Source organism: Amycolatopsis sp. lyj-112, from assembly GCF_046549055.1.
Taxonomy (GTDB): Bacteria; Actinomycetota; Actinomycetes; order Mycobacteriales; family Pseudonocardiaceae; genus Amycolatopsis.
On sequence record NZ_JAJPWS010000004.1, the window covers coordinates 287,897 to 303,966 of the forward strand.

At 68.4% G+C, this 16,070-nt stretch carries 14 protein-coding genes and 1 pseudogene; 6 read left to right on the forward strand and 9 right to left on the reverse strand.

Annotated features, from left to right (window positions below):
• Nucleotides 1–109 precede the first annotated feature (109 nt).
• Genes ACLJRL_RS17145 through ACLJRL_RS17155 form a run of 3 tightly spaced genes read right to left on the reverse strand, consistent with a single transcriptional unit; the run spans nucleotide 110 to nucleotide 3,685 of the window.
• Nucleotides 110–2,287, reverse strand: a complete 2,178-nt coding sequence (locus ACLJRL_RS17145) for a xanthine dehydrogenase family protein molybdopterin-binding subunit (protein ID WP_410657175.1) — start codon at nucleotides 2,285–2,287, stop codon at nucleotides 110–112.
• Entirely contained in the window at nucleotides 2,287–3,246 is a 960-nt protein-coding gene (locus ACLJRL_RS17150) for an FAD binding domain-containing protein (RefSeq protein ID WP_410657176.1), read from the reverse strand. Before ACLJRL_RS17150 ends, ACLJRL_RS17145 begins: the two co-directional genes overlap by 1 nt.
• Nucleotides 3,233–3,685: a (2Fe-2S)-binding protein gene (locus tag ACLJRL_RS17155; RefSeq protein WP_410657177.1), complete on the reverse strand. Its 453-nt coding sequence runs from the start codon at nucleotides 3,683–3,685 to the stop codon at nucleotides 3,233–3,235. Before ACLJRL_RS17155 ends, ACLJRL_RS17150 begins: the two co-directional genes overlap by 14 nt.
• Nucleotides 3,686–3,907: 222 nt before the next feature.
• Here ACLJRL_RS17155 and ACLJRL_RS17160 point away from each other — a divergent pair, with 222 nt between their 5' ends.
• The 3 genes and pseudogenes from ACLJRL_RS17160 (at nucleotide 3,908) to ACLJRL_RS17170 (ending at nucleotide 6,467) form a co-directional block, all read left to right on the forward strand.
• On the forward strand, nucleotides 3,908–4,477 hold the full coding sequence (locus tag ACLJRL_RS17160) for a TetR/AcrR family transcriptional regulator (RefSeq protein WP_410657178.1): 570 nt from the start codon (nucleotides 3,908–3,910) through the stop codon (nucleotides 4,475–4,477).
• Nucleotides 4,478–4,540: 63 nt separating this feature from the next.
• Nucleotides 4,541–5,014: pseudogene (locus ACLJRL_RS17165) on the forward strand (helix-turn-helix domain-containing protein); the annotation flags it as partial.
• Between the two features lie 190 nt (nucleotides 5,015–5,204).
• The gene (locus tag ACLJRL_RS17170) at nucleotides 5,205–6,467 is read left to right on the forward strand and encodes a DUF222 domain-containing protein (protein ID WP_410657440.1); all 1,263 of its coding nucleotides are present in this window, start codon (nucleotides 5,205–5,207) and stop codon (nucleotides 6,465–6,467) included.
• A gap of 151 nt (nucleotides 6,468–6,618) precedes the next feature.
• Here ACLJRL_RS17170 and ACLJRL_RS17175 read toward each other — a convergent pair whose 3' ends face one another.
• A complete protein-coding gene (locus tag ACLJRL_RS17175; protein ID WP_410657179.1) occupies nucleotides 6,619–6,888 on the reverse strand; it encodes a hypothetical protein in 270 nt (89 codons plus the stop codon).
• A gap of 57 nt (nucleotides 6,889–6,945) precedes the next feature.
• Nucleotides 6,946–8,301: an MFS transporter gene (locus ACLJRL_RS17180; RefSeq protein WP_410657180.1), complete on the reverse strand. Its 1,356-nt coding sequence runs from the start codon at nucleotides 8,299–8,301 to the stop codon at nucleotides 6,946–6,948.
• A 258-nt stretch (nucleotides 8,302–8,559) separates the two neighbouring features.
• On the opposite strand from ACLJRL_RS17180, the gene ACLJRL_RS17185 reads away from it, so the two are divergent.
• A complete protein-coding gene (locus ACLJRL_RS17185) occupies nucleotides 8,560–9,456 on the forward strand; it encodes a LysR family transcriptional regulator (protein WP_410657181.1) in 897 nt (298 codons plus the stop codon).
• A gap of 13 nt (nucleotides 9,457–9,469) precedes the next feature.
• Here the strand turns inward: ACLJRL_RS17185 and ACLJRL_RS17190 are convergent, their stop codons facing one another.
• The 3 genes from ACLJRL_RS17190 to ACLJRL_RS17200 all read right to left on the reverse strand — a co-directional run bounded on the left by ACLJRL_RS17190 (nucleotide 9,470) and on the right by ACLJRL_RS17200 (nucleotide 12,568).
• Entirely contained in the window at nucleotides 9,470–10,243 is a 774-nt protein-coding gene (locus ACLJRL_RS17190) for an SDR family oxidoreductase (RefSeq protein ID WP_410657182.1), read from the reverse strand.
• A gap of 160 nt (nucleotides 10,244–10,403) precedes the next feature.
• Nucleotides 10,404–11,738: a ferric reductase-like transmembrane domain-containing protein gene (locus tag ACLJRL_RS17195; protein WP_410657183.1), complete on the reverse strand. Its 1,335-nt coding sequence runs from the start codon at nucleotides 11,736–11,738 to the stop codon at nucleotides 10,404–10,406.
• Nucleotides 11,739–11,833: 95 nt separating this feature from the next.
• Entirely contained in the window at nucleotides 11,834–12,568 is a 735-nt protein-coding gene (locus tag ACLJRL_RS17200; RefSeq protein WP_410657184.1) for a S1 family peptidase, read from the reverse strand.
• A gap of 276 nt (nucleotides 12,569–12,844) precedes the next feature.
• Here ACLJRL_RS17200 and ACLJRL_RS17205 point away from each other — a divergent pair, with 276 nt between their 5' ends.
• Both ACLJRL_RS17205 and ACLJRL_RS17210 read left to right on the forward strand, forming a co-directional pair.
• On the forward strand, nucleotides 12,845–13,540 hold the full coding sequence (locus tag ACLJRL_RS17205; RefSeq protein WP_410657185.1) for a nitroreductase family protein: 696 nt from the start codon (nucleotides 12,845–12,847) through the stop codon (nucleotides 13,538–13,540).
• A 188-nt stretch (nucleotides 13,541–13,728) separates the two neighbouring features.
• Nucleotides 13,729–15,129, forward strand: coding sequence for a Gfo/Idh/MocA family protein (locus ACLJRL_RS17210; protein WP_410657186.1), 1,401 nt, complete (start codon nucleotides 13,729–13,731; stop codon nucleotides 15,127–15,129).
• Between the two features lie 73 nt (nucleotides 15,130–15,202).
• On the opposite strand, the gene ACLJRL_RS17215 is transcribed toward ACLJRL_RS17210, so the two are convergent.
• Nucleotides 15,203–16,006 carry an adenylate/guanylate cyclase domain-containing protein gene (locus tag ACLJRL_RS17215; protein ID WP_410657441.1) on the reverse strand — a complete coding sequence of 268 codons (804 nt, stop codon included), beginning with the start codon at nucleotides 16,004–16,006 and terminating at the stop codon, nucleotides 15,203–15,205.
• Nucleotides 16,007–16,070: the final 64 nt, after the last annotated feature.

Here is a 16,070-nt window from a genome sequence, read left to right on the forward strand (position 1 = left end):
TCACGAACGTATCCGACACAACCCTCGGCCGCTGTGGTCTGTTCGACCCCTTTGACCCGAGCGGGGAGGATCGACGTCCCCGACCCTCCCCGCTCGAGATTTTCCGGCGCTACGACTCCTCGAGGAGGTCCTCGATGAGGATGGGGATGTGCCGGACCCGGATGCCGGTGGCGTTGTGGACCGCGTTCGCGACGGCCGCCGCCATCCCGACGGTGCCGATCTCGCCCAGGCCTTTGGCGCCGACGGGGTTGTGCAGGGTGTCCGGGTACTCGACGAAATGGACGTCGACCTCGGGGATGTCCGCGTTCACCGGGATCAGGTAGCTCGCGAAGTCACCGTTGGCGAAGCGTCCGTTGTCCTCGATTTCCAGTCCCTCGTGCAGGGCGGCCGACACACCCCAGATCATGCCGCCGATGATCTGGCTTCGAGCCGCCGGCGGGTTGATGATCCGGCCGGCGTCGAATACGCCGAGCATGCGCGACACCCGGATCTCGCGCGTCCACTGGTGCACGCGGACTTCGCAGAACTGGGCGCCGAACGAGCTGAACGAGTGCTTGGTCAGCTCCTCGCCGGGTGCCGACGAACCGGTCACGGAGATTGACGGGCGCTTCAGTTCCCGCAGCAGCTCGCCGAAGGTCATCGCCCGGTCTCCGGCCAGCACCTGGCCGTTCGCATAGGAGACGTCCATGCCGTCGAACGGCGCGCCCGGGGACGACGCCAGGGCGACCAGGTCGTCGATTGCCTTGGCGGCGGCGATCATGATGGCCGACCCCGCGCTCGCGGTGGCGGTCGAGCCGCCGGACAGGCCACCGGAAGGCAGTGCCGAGTCGCCCAGCCGGGGCACGATCCGGTCCGGGGAGATGTCCAGTGATTCCGCGCCCACCAGCGAAAGCACGGTCAGCAGGCCGGTTCCCGGGTCTGCCCCGCTGGTCGCGACGACGGCCGTGTCGTCGGGCAGCAGGGTGATCTCGATCGTGGCCGGGAACCGCAGGGCGGGGAACATGGCGGTGGCCGTGCCGATGCCCACGAGCCAGTCGCCGTCGGTCCGCCCCTGCGGCGAGCGGTCCGCCCAGCCGAACCGGGCCGCGCCGATGCGGAAGCATTCGTCGAGATGCTTGCTGGACCACTGCAGGTCCTTGCCGGGCGGCGCGGTCGAGTTGTTCCGCTGACGCAGCTCGATCGGGTCCATGCCCAGCGCGACCGCGAGCTCGTCGATCGCGCTCTCCAGCGCGAAGGACCCGGGCGCCTCGCCCGGCGCCCGCATGAAGGTGGTCGGCGGGATGTGCAGCGGCACCATCTTCTGGCTGATGCCCAGGTTCCGGGTGGCGTACCACTCGCGCGAGGTGCCGTGGGACGTCGGCTCGACGAACGAGCGGTCCATCGCGGTGCTGCACCACGAATCGTGGCGCAGTGCGTTGAGCGTGCCGTCACGGTCCGCGCCGAGGGCGATCTTCTGCACGGTCGCGGCGCGGCCCGCGGTCGCGGTGAAGACCTGTTCCCGGCTGAGCACGGCCTTGACCGGCCGGTCGAGGACCCGGGCCGCCGCCGCGGCCAGGAACGCCGGCGCGGACGTACGGCCCTTGCCTCCGAACGCCCCGCCCACGAACGGGTTCACCGCGTGCACCTCGGACGGTTTCGTGTCCAGCGCGCCGGCCAGTTCCATCGCCTGGAGGTCGGATCCCTGGTTGCCGCTGTGGATCGTCAGGCCGTCAGGACCCCACACCGCGACCGCGGAATGCGGTTCGAGCGCGGCGTGATGCTGGGTCGCGGTGGTGTACGTGGCCTCGACGACCACTGAGCTCGCGGCCAGCGCGTCCTCGATGGACTCGACCCCGGGGGCAAGGACGTCGAGGGTCGGCGGCGAACCGTCCCTGGCCGCCGGAGCGTCTTCGGCCGTGGCGAGGCCGTCCTGCAACGACGTCAACGCGGGTCGCTGCGAGTAGGAGACCTCGACGAGCATCGCCGCGTCGCGAGCCTGCTCGTAGGTCTCCGCCACCACGAAGCCGATCGGCTGGCCGTAGAAGGCGACTTCCTTGTCCTGCAACGGAACCCAGGTCACGCCGAAGAACGGTGTGACCGGGGCGCTCAGCTGCAGCGGGTCGAACGGCGTGTACACGGCGATCACGCCCGGAGCGTCTTTCGCCTCCGTGACGTCCATCGCCTGGATCTCGCCGTGGGCGATCGTACTGCTCACGACGAAACCGTGGACCAATCCAGGGAAGGTGTGATCCGCCCCGTACTCGGCCTGACCGGTGACCTTCAGCGGCCCGTCCACCCGGCTGATCATCAGCGGCTCCCCTCGGTCAGTTCGAGCAGTGCGCGGACGATGGTCCGCGGCAGCAACGACGTCTTGAATCCGTTCTCGGACAACGGCCGGGCGCCCTCGACGGCCAGTGACGCCGCGTCTTCGAACGCGGACACGGTCACCGGTGAGCCACGCAAGGCCTCCTCGACCGCGGGCAGCCGCCACGGCACCGTCCCCACCCCGCCGGCCGCGACCCGGGCATCGACGATGCGCGAATCCTGGACGTGCAGCGCGACCGCGGCGGAACACAGCGCGAACTCGTAGGACTGCCTGTCCCGCACCTTGACGTAGGTGGAGTTCGACGCCCAGTCCAGCCGAGGGACCACGACCTCGGCGATCAATTCACCGGGGCGCAGGTCGTTCTCCACCTCGGGGGTGTCCCCGGGCGGCCGGTAGAAGGAGCCCAGCTCGACGGTACGGCTCCCGGTGGCGCTGACCAGCCGAAGCTTCGCGTCGAGAGCTACCAGTGCGACGGCCACGTCGCTGGCGTGGGTCGCCGCGCACGAGTCGCTCGAGCCCAGCACGGCGTGCATCCGGTTGGCGCCCGAGATCGCCGGGCAGCCGCTGCCGGGCTCCCGCCGGTTGCACGGCATGGCGACGTCACGGAAGTACGAGCAGCGTGTGCGCTGCATCAGGTTCCCGCCGATGCTGGCCATGTTCCGGATCTGCTGGGAGGCACTGAGCAGCAGCGCCCGGGAGATCGCCGGGTACACGCCGGGATGCCCGGCGATGTCGCCCATCCGCTCCAGCGCGCCGATCCGCAGCCCGTCGGCGGTGTCGATACCGCGCAACGGCACTTCGTTGATGTCCAGCACATGCTGCGGCGTCAGGACATTGAGTTTCATCAGGTCGACAAGCGTGGTCCCGCCCGCCAGGAAGGTGCCGGGCGAGGTGACCGCGGCTTCGACGGTCGCGGGTGCGGTCAGCTCAAAGGGACGCATCGGCCCGCCTCGCCTGCTCGACCGCCGCGATGATGTTCGGGTAGGCCGCGCACCGGCAGAGGTTGCCGGACATGAACTCCCGGACGTCCCGGACGTCCTGCTCGACGGCGGCGACCGCCGACATGATCTGCCCGGACGTGCAGAACCCGCACTGCAGGGCGTCCTGGTCGACGAACGCCTGCTGGACCGGGTGCAGTTCGTCCCCTGTGGACAGTGCTTCGACCGTGGTCACCGGCTTCTTCACGGCGGCGGCCAAAGTGAGACAGGAGAGCACGGGCCGTCCGTCGACATGCACCGTGCAGGCGCCGCACTGCCCCCGGTCGCAGCCCTTCTTCGGGCCGGTGACGGCGAGCCGTTCCCGCAGCGCGTCCAGCAGTGTCACGCCGGGATCGACACTCAGATTTTCCGTCCTGCCATTAACTTCGAGTGAGATGTCCACTGGATCTCTTTCCGCAGATCGTCCCTGCCGGGAGGCATGACGGCGTAGGTTGAGGTGGTGGCGAGTCTGTTCAGGGAGTGAACCGGATATTCATCCGCTTCACTTTTCAAGCTAGCGGATTACAATCCGCTTGGCAATGTCGGCACTCGCCCTGGAGTCGCTCCAGGTCCCCGGGTTCCTCGGCTACATTCACGACGGACGGGATCGGCGGACGGGAGGACGATGACGACGGGATCGGTCAACCCCCGGCGCGCGGACACCCGGCGCAACCACGAACGCATCCTCACCACGGCGGCGAAGTCACTGGCCTGCTCGGGCGAGATCTCGTTCAACGCCATCGCGAAAAAGGCCGAGGTCGGCGTCGGCACGGTGTACCGGCACTTCCCGACCCCGGAAGCCCTCATCCTGGCGGTCTACCAGCGCGAGGTGCGCCAGCTCGTCGACATCGTGCCGAGCCTGCTCGAGGAACACGCTCCGGAGCAGGCCTTCCGGACGTGGACGACCGACCACCTGGCGCACTACATGATGACCAAGCGCGGCCTGGCCGACGCCCTGCGCGCCGCGACGTCCTCCCGCGGCGAACTGCCCGCGGGAGCCTACGAGTCCATGGTCGGCGCGGTCTCCACGCTGCTGAAGGCCAACGTCGACGCCGGAACCGTCCGCCCGGACCTGGAACCCGAGACCGTGCTGCGCAGCCTCGGCGGCCTGCTCTACCTCGACCCGAACGGCGAGTGGCGGCGCGACGTCGCGAGCCTCGTCGACCTGCTGTGGCGCGGGATCGGCACCCCTTGAGGGAATGGTGCTCGCGATTCGCGCTAGTTGTTGTGGGTCGTGGCGGCTGATGGGGCCTGGAAGGTGGGGACGGGTCTTTCGGCGGCAGGATGTGAAGTGCGAGCAACACGTCCGCTGGACAGAAAGACCCGTCCGATCGCGCATGTGGCCGCTGAGATGGGTATCTCCCGCCAGTGCGCGTCGAAGTGGATCAACCGCTGGCGCCGCTACGGCGAAGCCGGTCTGCAGGATCGTCCCAGCGTTCCGCATCATCAGCCCACCGCTGTCCCGGCACAGGTGGTGGCCCGGATCGAACGGCTACGCCGGCAACGGAAGTACTCCGCCCGCCGCATCACCACCGAACTGACCGCCGAGGGCGTCACGATCTCGACGCGCACCGTCGGGCGGCATCTGCTGCACCTCGGCCTCAACCGCCGCCGGTTCCTCGACCCCACCGGCGCCGCCAACCGCGAACCACGCCGCATCATCGCCCGCTGGCCAGGACACATGGTCCACCTCGACGTGAAGAAAACCGGTCGCATCCCCGACGGCGGCGGCTGACGTGTCCACGGCCGAGACAGCGAACACACCCGCGTCACCAACGTCACGACCTCATACAACTAGTCGCATTCGCGATTTGGGGCAATCGAGACGCCTACTCCGATCACCCTTTAGTGTTATTAGCGTCGGTTTCATTGTTGCAGATAATTACGAACACCTGTTCGACAATGTGCGGTATCATGGAGGAGTGTCCGAGACTCCCGTTCTTCCTCAGCCGCCGCAGGAGTTGTGGCGTGCCGGGAAACTGGAGCTCGCCCACGGGGTCACTGAGACGTTGACGCTGATCCGCGCCGCGTCCGCTGTGTTGGGCATCTATCTTGCGGAGATCGAATCTCGTGGCGCGAAAGACTTGTACGGGTATGCGAATACGAAGATGTGGCTGGCTGATGTCGCGCGGATCGCTCCTGCCGATGCGAAGAAGGTTGTGGATCGTGCGGTGGCGCTGAACCCGACCCGCGCCCTGGACGGCACCGAAGTGCCGCCGCTCGCACCCGCCACCGCCGTGGCTGCAGCCGAAGGTGCGGTCGGGGAGCAGCACATCGATCAGATCGTGGCGGTGTTGAAGAGGATCCCCGGTCATGTGTCGGTGGAGAATCGTGAGGCCGCGGAGAAGATTCTCGCTGATCTGGCTCGTGATGGGGGTCCTGGGCAGATCGCGGCCGCCGAAGCAGGCTTGATGGCCTGGCTGGACCCGGACGGCACCGAACCCAAGGATCCCGAACCCGTCCAGCCGAGTCGCGAGTTGCGGTTGCACCGGCGTAAAGACGGGTTCTGGAAGCTCACCGGCCTGTTGGATGACGAAGCAGGTGCCCGCACCGCGGCGGCGATCGAGGCCTACGCGAAACCTCGCCCGGTCGACGAGTTCGGCCAGGCGGACCTGCGGACGGTGTGGGAGCGTCAGGGGGACGCGTGGGTGGATCTACTGGATCTGGCGATCGCGAGTCCTGATCAGCCCGGAACCTGCGGGTATCGGACGATGGTGCACGTCCTCGTCGGCTTCGAGGAACTGAAGACCGGGCTCGGGACCGCGAGTGTGGATTTCGTGGGTCAGATGACGGCCCGCGAGGCGCGGATGGCCGCCTGCGACTGCCTGATGCTTCCCATCGTGATGAGTGCCGCCGGAGAGCCTTTGGATGTGGGGCGGATCAAGCGGTTCGTCACCCCGGGTCAGCGGAGGGCCTTGAACGCCCGCGATCGGGGATGCTCCTTCCCCGGCTGTCAGCGGAGGCCGAAGCGCTGTCACGCTCACCATATTCATCACTGGGCAGACGGCGGCTTGACCGACCTCCGCAACCTGTGCCTGCTCTGCTCATTCCACCACCGCCTGATCCACCACGGCGACTGGGAAGTCCGCATGGCTGCCGACGGGCTACCGGAGTTCATTCCGCCGCAGTATCTGGACCCGCTACGACAGCCGAGGCGCAACACACTGCACCCCACCCTCGTCTGACCCGAGGAGCCCGCCAGCCACACCGGCGACGGGCTCCTCACCATGCCCACAGCCAGAACGCCTGGGTGGTCGTGAGTGGTAATGACGGTTCCCTTTTGAGGGGACGGGCAAAGGTGGCGTAGTCGTGGGCGGGGTGTCCCTATGGTTGTTGTCAAGCTGACGGAGGATTTTCGGCTTCGAACTCAGCTTTGCGGCGGGCTAGGTAGGTGGGCCAGTCGGCTTGCACTGCGAGCACGTCATCGATGGATAGTTTGATGACGGCGCAGCCGCTGAGTGAGCAGGCCCGAGGGGCGCTCGCGTCGACGAGAGAAATGCCGCCGATCTCGTCGCCGTCGTCGATGTAGGTGCAGAGCACGGGGTGGAACGAGCAGTCCTCGTAGATGTCTCCCGGCTGGATCTCGCCTGGCTGGTCCTTGATCACGCTGGTGATGCTAGGCGGGAACGTCGGCTCTCTTGTAGTGGGTTTTGTTGCGGAGCATCACGAAGAGACGCGACGAGCACGGCCGATCCCCCATCCCACCAGTGCCGCGGCCAGCCCGGTGAGCGCGAGACCGGCCCAGGTGAGAGCCCCGCGGAATTCCGTGGTCTGGTGAGCGCTCCAGCCGGAAGTGGCGATGTCGCCGGTGAAGAGCGCCGCGATGATGGTCCCGCTGACAGCGATGCCGATTCCGGTGGTGACTTCGCCGGCGGTGTCCACCAGCGCCGCTCCGATGGTGGTGCGGTCGGCCGGGAGGCCGCGCATCACGTTGGTCCCGGCGACGACACCGACGACACGCATACCGGCGGCGACGAGAATGAGTGCGAGGGCGACCCACTCGTACCCGAAACGGCCCAGCAGTCCATAAACGGCGAGTCCACATACGACAGCTCCGGCGCTGAGCCAGGCGGCCTTGTCGAGACCGACGCGCTTGACCAGCGGGCCGATGAGAGCACCGCCGGCGATGAGCACGGCGACCTGCGGCAGCATTCCCATGGCCGCCTGTGCGGGTGTCCAGCCCCAATCGAGCTGGAGCTGCAGGGTCACGAGGTAGCCGAGGCCTGCGACCGCGAGGCCCGCGGCGGCCTTGAACGCCAGGCCGCTCGACACGAGTGGCTGAGCGACGAGCTTGAGGTCGAGCAGCGGATGGCGGGCAGAACGCTCGCGGAGGACGAACAGCACGGCCATCACCAGGGTCGCAGCCGCCGTCAGCCACGGGAGAGGCGATGCGGCACCCATGTCGACGAACAGCGTCGGCGTGACCAGCGCGAGCACGATCGTGGCCGTGCCGAGCAGGGCACCCGTGACATCGATCGGGTCGCGGTGCCGTTCGTCCGCCTTGTCGGCGGGGATGCCGCGTCGAATACCGAGGAACGCGAGTGCGGCGACAGGCACGTTCACCAGCAGCAGCACCTGCCACGGAGCGAACGCGAGCGCGAAACCACCCGCTGTGGGCCCGATCGCGAGTCCGACCAGGCCCACGGTCGAGATCAGCGTCGTCGCACGGACCCGGAGTCCGTCGTCGTCGAACAGGCGGAACGCCAAGGCGAGGGAGCCTGGTGTCGTCATCGCGGCCGCGACGCCCATCGCCGCGCGCACCGCGATGAGCTGCTCGGCCGTGGTGACGAACGCGGTCGCCAGACTCGCCACCCCCAGCAGCACCAGCCCGGCCAGCATGATCTTGCGGCGGCCGACCCGGTCGGCCAGCGCGCCGAAGGCCAGCATCAGCCCACCGAACACGACGGCATACCCGCCGGTGACCCACTGCAGCCCGGTCGTCGATGCCGACAGCTCGCGGCCGATGGTCGGCAAGGCGACGCTGAGGATCGAGTTGTCGAGCATTTCGAACAGGAACACCGCTGACAGCCCAGCGAGGGCGACTCTGGCTTCGCGGAGAGAACGGGGCGGGGCGTCGGCATTCTCGACAGCTCCCTGACGGCGGACAGGCACTGCGCACTCCTTCGAAGTGAAGAAGTGGCGGATCGTCCGATACCGCGTGTGCGCGTGTGCTCCGGCATGGAGCTCACGTTTTTACTTCCAGTGCCAGGAATACTACCCCTGGCCGCTGCGCTCACTACCTGTGACATCGATGACAACGGAACGGGACGGGAACCGATGAGTCTTCGTCAGTACGAGTACGCCCTGGCCGTCGCCGAGCACGGCTCGGTGACCGCGGCGGCAGAGCTGCTGCACGTCGCTCAACCGTCGGTGTCCCAGCAGATCCGCGGCCTGGAGCGGGAACTCGGCGTGAAACTGTTCGCCCGCACGCCGACCGGACTGGTGCCCACCGTGGTCGGACGCGCGTTCCTGCGGGAGGCGGAGGTCGCGGTGAGCGCGTCGCGGCGCGCGAGGGCGACGGCACGGGCCGGTGCCGATGATCTGGTGGGCGAACTGGTGGTCGTGGTGCAGATGGGTTTCGGCACGTGGCAGCTGCCGGGCGCGCTCGGCGCGCTGCGGCGCCGCTTCCCGCGGCTGGAGGTCACCGTCTTCGAGGAGCCGAGCTCTGCCGAGATGGAGCGACTGGGCCGCCGGGGCGTGGTGGACCTCGCCCTGATGGCGAAGTGCGACCAGAGCCCCGCCGACGCCCACCACCTCGGCGACGAGGAATTCGTCGTGGTGCTGGGCGCCGGACACCGGCTGCTCGCCGCGGACCGGGTCGAACTGCGCGATCTGGAGGGCGAACCGTGGGTGAGGTTCGACCACGACAGCGCGCTCGACGGGGTGCTGCTGGCCGTGTTGCGGGACAACGGGCTGACTCCGACCACGGTCGCCCGCGTCTCACAGACGGCGACGGCCGTGCGCTGGGCCGCCCACGGGCTGGGCGCGACGCTCGTCCCCGCCTCCGCGGTACCCCGCGATCAAGAGCACCTCGCCCGCCCGGTGTTCCCGGCCGTGTCCCAGCCCGTCATCGCCGTGGTGCGGCACGACGCGGGCCCGGCGGAGACGGCCCTGCTCGAACTCCTGCATCAGGAAACCTGGTCGAAATCTCCGTCTTTCTCATCGGTTTCCTGACGACCGGAGCGGCTCATCCCCGGGGGAATTCGCCACCGTCCACGACGAGATTGCTCCCGGTCAGCCAGCTCGCCCGCCCGGACACGAGGAACAGCACCGCGTCAGCGATGTCCTCGGGCCGGCCATCGCGCCCCAGCGGCACGGCGGGGACGTCGCCTTGGCCCTCCACCGGGTTCAGGCGCGCCCACTGCTCCCGCGTCGCTTCGCCGCCTGGGGTGGCGACTCGGCCGGGAGTCACGGTGTTGACCCGGATTCCGAACGGGGCCTGCTCCAAGGCCAGTCCCCGGCTGTAGGTCTCCAGTGCCGCCTTCGCCGCCACGTAATGCAGGAATGGCGCCACCGGGGTGAGGACCGCGGCCGAGGAAACGTGCACGATCATCCCCGAACGCCGTTCCCGCATCCCCGGTACCAGCAGCGAATCCAGCCGCACCGACGCCAGGAAGTTCAGGTCCAGCGCGTCCTGCCATACCTCGTCGGGGATGGCCGAGGTGCCGTCGAACGGTTGTGCCCCACCGGCGTTGTGGACCAGGACGTCCACCCCGCCGAGCACCTCCCGCGCGGCTGCGGCGAGCGCCTCCGCACCGGCCTTTGTCCGTACGTCGGCCTCCACGAAGGTGGCCCCCGCCGGCACCGTGCTCGTCGCCGACCTGGCGGTCGTGAGCACCTCGGCGCCCGCGTCCAGGAGCTGACGCACGACAGCTGCCCCGATTCCACGAGAACCACCCGTGACCAGGGCCCGCTTTCCCGCGAGTTCTCGCGTTCCCGATCCGTTTTCGATCGTGGTCATGCCACCGGTCCTTTCGAATACGTATTGTCCGCTCGACAGAAAAGGGATCGAGGTACACGGAATGGCACCTCATCGAGCTATTTCACGATACGTCCGGAAAAGAACGAGAAGCAAAGACGAAATGTCAGCAGGCGCCATAGGGAATTCCTATGGCAGGAGATCAGGCCAGGCTGAACTTCTCGGCGTGCACCTGACTTCTCGGTACGCCCAGCGCCCTCAGAGCCTTCTCCACGGCGGCCGTCATCGCGGGCGGACCGCAGACGTAGACGTCGCGCTCGGCGATGTCGGGGACCAGGTAGCGCAGGGCGTCCGGTTCGAACGGCCGCGCGCCTTGCCCGGTCCGGCCGGTGAGCAGGTGCAACCGTCCACGACGGACCCCGACCAGGTGCCGGAGCTCCCGCAGGAGCACGGCTTCGCTCTCGTCGCGCACCCGGTAGAGCACGACGACGTTGCCGGTCGGGTCCTCCTCCAGCAAGGCGCGGATCGGGGTGACGCCGACACCGCCCGCGATCAGCAGGATGCCGTGCCGTGTCCGGTGCCGTGCGGTGAACGAGCCGTACGGGCCTTCCATGAACACTCGGGTCCCGGGCTTCAGGTGCCGCAGACCGGCACTGCCGCTGCCCACCGCCTTGGCGGTCAGGCGCAACGACCGGCCGTTGGGCGCCGCCGACAACGAGAACGGGTTGGCCAGCCACCAGTGCCGGTGGCCGGGGAACCGCCAGATCGAGAACTGGCCGGCCCGAGCGGGAAGTTTCTCCAAGTGACGGCCGGTGACGTGCACCGAGACGACGTTGTGCGCCTCCGGCACGACCGCCGCCACCCGGAACCGGTGGTAGGCGTTGCGCCAGACCGGCATGACGATCCGCCCGGCGAGAAGGGAGCCGAAAGCCAGCGACCACAGCGCCCACCAGTAGATCGTCGCGAACGTGGACGACTTGAACGTCGTCGTCTCCAGCAACTGGTGGACGAACGCCGACGACAGGGCCACGTACAACAGCATGTGCAGCCCGTGCCAGACCTCGTACCGCAGCTTGCGCCGCACGTACCGGATCGAAACGGCCGCGATCAGCACGACGATGGCGGCGGCGAGCATGCCCAGCAGCGAAGCCGGGACACCGGCCAACGCGAGGAAGGTCTTGGCCATCGAGACGTCGTCCAGTGTCGCGTAGCCGAGCACGACGATCGTCGCGTGGGTGAGCACGGTCCAGAACATCGTGAACCCGATCCACCGGTGCCACACCGTCAGCCGGTCCATGCCGATCCGCCGGTCGAGCCACGGCAGCCTGGCCACCAGCAGCAACTGGCAGATCAGGAGCAGGGCGGCGTGCAGGCCGAAGAACTTGGCGACCGTGAGGATGTCGTTCTTGCCGGTACCCGAGGTGAAGAACAAGATCTCGAGGATCGCCACGTTGACGACCAGGAACGCCCACAGTGCCAGCCGCGCCTGCACCACCGGCGATAACGCGCCTCGCCGCACCTGTGCACTCGTCGCCACAGTCGCAACCTCTCGCAGAGTGGCCGGTCGGGTGCACAGTATGTACACGCCGGCCCTGCGGAGGATCCTCCGCAGGGCCGGATCGTTATCGACGATCAGACGCCGGCCACCTGCTGGATCCAGGGCCGGTACCGGGTGATGTTCGTGTACGCCGTCGTGCTCTGCCGGTCACTGGTCGACGCGACGCCGACCTGACTGCCCGAAGCGAACATCGGCCCGCCCGAGTCGCCACCTGCGGTGATGCCGTCGACCCGGCTCGCGCACACCGCGACGCCACCGTTGTAGTCACGGCAGGCGACCGAGGTGACGCGGACGTTGGCGACCTTCAGGTAGCGCGACTGGCAGTTGATCTCCGAGCCGCACCGGCTGGTCGCGCCCCAGCCGTAGACCTGCACGGTCTGCCCGACGGCGACGTTGCTCGTGGTGCCGAGCGGCGAGAAGGTGGCGTTGACGGGCGCCGTCAGCCGCACGATCGCGAGGTCCGCGCTGGCATGGCGGGTGACGGTGGAGCCGGTGGCCATGACGCCGCCGGTGGTCTGGTCGAGGCTGCCGATGCGGAAGGTGAGCGTGCCGCCGCCTGCCACGCAGTGCTTCGCGGTCAGGATGTACTGCGGCGCGATGATCGTGGAGGTACAGGTCTGGCGGCCGTTGGCGAACAGCCGAGCCGCCCAAGGGCCGCTCTGCGCGTTCTGGCCACCGATGATCATCGGCGAGACATCGGACGGTGCCGAGACATCGGCCTGTTCTTGGGCCGCGGCCACGGGGGCGGTCGAACCGAGCAACGCCATCAAGGCGGTGCCCGCGATCAGGGCGAAGGAACGCAGTCGCATGGTTCCGGCTCCTTATCTGCGGCCGGGGGTGTGGCCGCGAGGACGGGGGTGGCGCTGATTCTGGGACTCCGCCGGAGAAATCGGACACCGACGAAAGTCGCGCAGAGGTCTCGCGGGGTACCTATCTCTGGACTACGGCGACCGCTAGGTACCCCCTGACGCCCGAGAATAGCCCGAGTGGCGTCCGTCCACTGGGGACAGACGGCGGTATAACCCGAAGGCCATAACGTCAGCCGCGGGGTTCCCGAAAACCCCGGCTCCCACCACAATCGGATCATGACCGCAGCACAGTGGACCCCGACCTACGGCGACCCCTTCGAACCGGTGCCCTACCGGCCCGCTCGCCTGTCGGCGGAAGAATCGCTGGCCACCGCCGCCGATCTGCGCCGCCGCATGGACACCCGCCGCACCGTGCGGATGTTCTCCACCGATCCGGTACCCGAGCAGGTGCTGCTCGACGCCGTCGCGGTGGCCGCCACCGCACCCAGCGGCGCGCATCAGCAGCCGTGGACGTTCGTGCTCATCGGCGACGACGAGACCAAACAGCGCATCCGCGAGGCCGCCGAAGAAGAGGAGCGCGTCTCCTACGACGGCCGGCTGGGCGAGGAGTGGCTTTCCGCGCTGCGACCGCTGGGCACCGACTCGATCAAAACCCACCTCACCGACGCGCCCTACTTGATCGTGGTGTTCCAGCAGCGGTTCTTCGTCGAGGAGGACGGCACCAAGCACAAGCACTACTACGTCGACGAGTCCGTGGGGATCGCGGTCGGCATGCTGCTCACGGCGTTGCATCTGTCCGGGCTGGCCGCGCTGACGCATACGCCGTCGCCGATGCGGTTCCTCGGCGAACTGCTCGAGCGGCCGCACAACGAGAAGGCGTTCGCCGTCATCCCGGTCGGCTATCCGGCGGACGACTGCGTGGTGCCGAACCTGGTGCGCAAAACGCTCGATCAGGTGCTGATCCGGCGCTGAAACCCGGCGCCGACCCCCTGGCGCGACCCGGGTGCGCGTGCGCACCCGGGTTGCGCGAAACGTCCGGTATCGCACATCGTTTCTGCAAGTTTGTGCAGTTTACTGCTTACTTTGACGCATCTCTTGACATATCTGATGGCTAATAGTCAGAGTCTGGGCACTGAAGGCGACACGAAGGAGTGTTCTTCATGGCCGACCTGCCCCACGTCTCCCGGCGGACTCTGTTCGGTGGCGCCCTCGCCGCCGGGGCGCTCGCCGCCATCCCGGTGAGCGCCGGCGCGGAAGAGACCACCGAAGCGGACAGCGCACCTCGCCGTCCCGGTCAGCGCACGATGATCGGGGTGCCGTTCGAGCGGCACGCGACCGTCCGCATCGGACTCATCGGGCTCGGAAACCGTGGTATGTCCATGATCGGCGGGTGGAGCGCCGTGCCCGGCGCGGTGGTCACCGCCGTCTGCGACATCCGCGCCGAGCGCGCGAAGGCCGCCGCGGACAAGCTCGCCGCCGACGGACGCCCACGGCCCGCGGAGTACGGCGGATCCGACGACGCGTACAAGAAGATGCTCTCCCGCACCGACATCGACCTGGTCTACATCGCGACGCCGTGGGAGTTCCACTACCCGCAGGGCAAGGCCGCGCTGCAGTCCGGCAAGCACGTCGGCATCGAACTACCCATCGCCACCGAGCTCAACGAGCTGTGGGACCTCGTCAACACCAGCGAGACCACCCGCAAGCACCTGTTCCTGGCCGAGAACTGCAGCTATGGCCGCAACGAGCTGGCCATCCTCAAGATGGCGCACGAAGGCGTCTTCGGCGAGGTCACCAACGGGCACGGCGGCTACCTGCACGACCTGCGGGAACTGCTCTTCTCCGACACGTACTACACCGACGCCTGGCGCCGGAAGTGGCACACACGCAGCACCGCGAGTTTCTACCCAATGCACGGTCTCGCCCCGATCGCGGCCTGTATGGACGTCAACCGCGGCGACCGGTTCGCCACGCTGCGCGCCACCGCGACCGAGCCGAAGGGCCTGGCGGACTACCGCGAGCGGCACATGCCGGCCGGGCATCCGTCGTGGAAAGAGAACTACATCAACGGCGACCTGGTCAGCTGCCTGATCGAGACCTCGCAGGGGCGGATCATCCGCGCCGAGCACGACGTCAGCTCGCCGCGGCCGTACAGCCGGATCAACAGTCTCGCGGGCAGCCGCGGCATCGTGGAGGACTACCCCGCGCGGATCTACGTCGAGCCGGACCACAGCGGCCACGCGTGGAAGCCGTTCGGCCCGTACCGCGACCGCCACGACCACTGGCTGTGGACGAAGCTCAAAGACGACCCGAACCTGGGCGGCCACGGCGGCATGGACTACGTACTGCAGTGGCGGATCGTGCAACAGATGCGCGCCGGGCTCGTCCCGGACATCGACGTCTACGACTCCGCGACGTGGTGCTCCCCCGTGCCGCTGAGCGTGACTTCCCTTGCCCGCGGCGGAAAGCCGGTCGCGGTGCCGGACTTCACCCGTGGCGGCTGGTCGAAGCCGCGGGCCGGTCTCGACTCGCAGCCCTCGGAGATGCCCGCGAAGTCCTAGTTGAGCGCGTGAGGGCCACCTTCAAGAGGGACTCTGAGTCCCTGAAGGTGGCCCTCACGCGCATTCAGAAGCGTCAGGCCTGGGACGAGTACCGCGGGACGACCCGGTAGACGCGGAGGTCCTTCGGCGTCCCCTTGGCGCGGAAGCTGCGGCGCGGCCGCACGTTCACCGCGTCCGGGTCCAGTTCTTCGACGACGCTCCCGCTCGCCAGTACCTCGTCGCCGTCCGCGGCGGCCATGATCCGGGCCGCGATGTTGACGTCGACGCCGAAGTAGTCGTTCCCGACGCGCTGCGGGGTCCCCCGGTGCAGGCCCGCGCGCAGATGGGGCAGGTAGCCGTCGGCCTTGATCACCGATACCGCCGAGCACGTCTCGTAGGCGGCGTTCACCGCCTCCCCCGGGTCGGCGAACACGGCCATCACGCCGTCACCGAGTCCTTTGACCACGGTGCCGCGGTGCCCGGTGACGATCGACTCGGTGACGTCGGCGACGGCGCGCAGCAGTTCCAGCACGCGGTCGTCCCCGGCGTGCAGGGCCCAGGTCGAGAAGCCGACGAGGTCGGTGAACAGGACGGTGATCCCGTTCGAGTAGTCCGGCTCCGCCTTCGACCGCGTGACGGACTGCCAGGCCTGTACGGCGGCCAGCCCCAGCTCACGGCTGGCGCTGGGGCGATCGGCCCCCGCCTCGCCGAGCAGCCGGGCGAGCCTGTCGGACGAGCGGCCCGTCGACGGCGCGAGCGGGTCGCCGGGAGCACTGTCGCCGGGGACGAGCCGCCGGAGGAACCGCGCCGCGTGCACGAATTCGCCACGCTGATCCGTCGCGCGCAGGAACCTGCGGGTGCGGAGGTGCCACGGGTCGGGTCGTCGGCTCACGATCAGACCCTAGCCGTCCGGCGCGGTTCCCTCGACCGGAGCGTGAGGCACGCGACTGTCACCGGGATGA

Bases quoted from the DNA above. Each gene is read 5' to 3' on its own strand.
- ACLJRL_RS17145 (WP_410657175.1), bottom strand. From the start codon at position 2,287: ATGATCAGCCGGGTGGACGGGCCGCTGAAGGTCACCGGTCAGGCCGAG.
- ACLJRL_RS17150 (WP_410657176.1), bottom strand. From the start codon at position 3,246: ATGCGTCCCTTTGAGCTGACCGCACCCGCGACCGTCGAAGCCGCGGTC.
- ACLJRL_RS17160 (WP_410657178.1), top strand. From the start codon at position 3,908: ATGACGACGGGATCGGTCAACCCCCGGCGCGCGGACACCCGGCGCAAC.
- ACLJRL_RS17185 (WP_410657181.1), top strand. From the start codon at position 8,560: ATGAGTCTTCGTCAGTACGAGTACGCCCTGGCCGTCGCCGAGCACGGC.
- ACLJRL_RS17190 (WP_410657182.1), bottom strand. From the start codon at position 10,243: ATGACCACGATCGAAAACGGATCGGGAACGCGAGAACTCGCGGGAAAG.
- ACLJRL_RS17200 (WP_410657184.1), bottom strand. From the start codon at position 12,568: ATGCGACTGCGTTCCTTCGCCCTGATCGCGGGCACCGCCTTGATGGCG.
- ACLJRL_RS17205 (WP_410657185.1), top strand. From the start codon at position 12,845: ATGACCGCAGCACAGTGGACCCCGACCTACGGCGACCCCTTCGAACCG.
- ACLJRL_RS17210 (WP_410657186.1), top strand. From the start codon at position 13,729: ATGGCCGACCTGCCCCACGTCTCCCGGCGGACTCTGTTCGGTGGCGCC.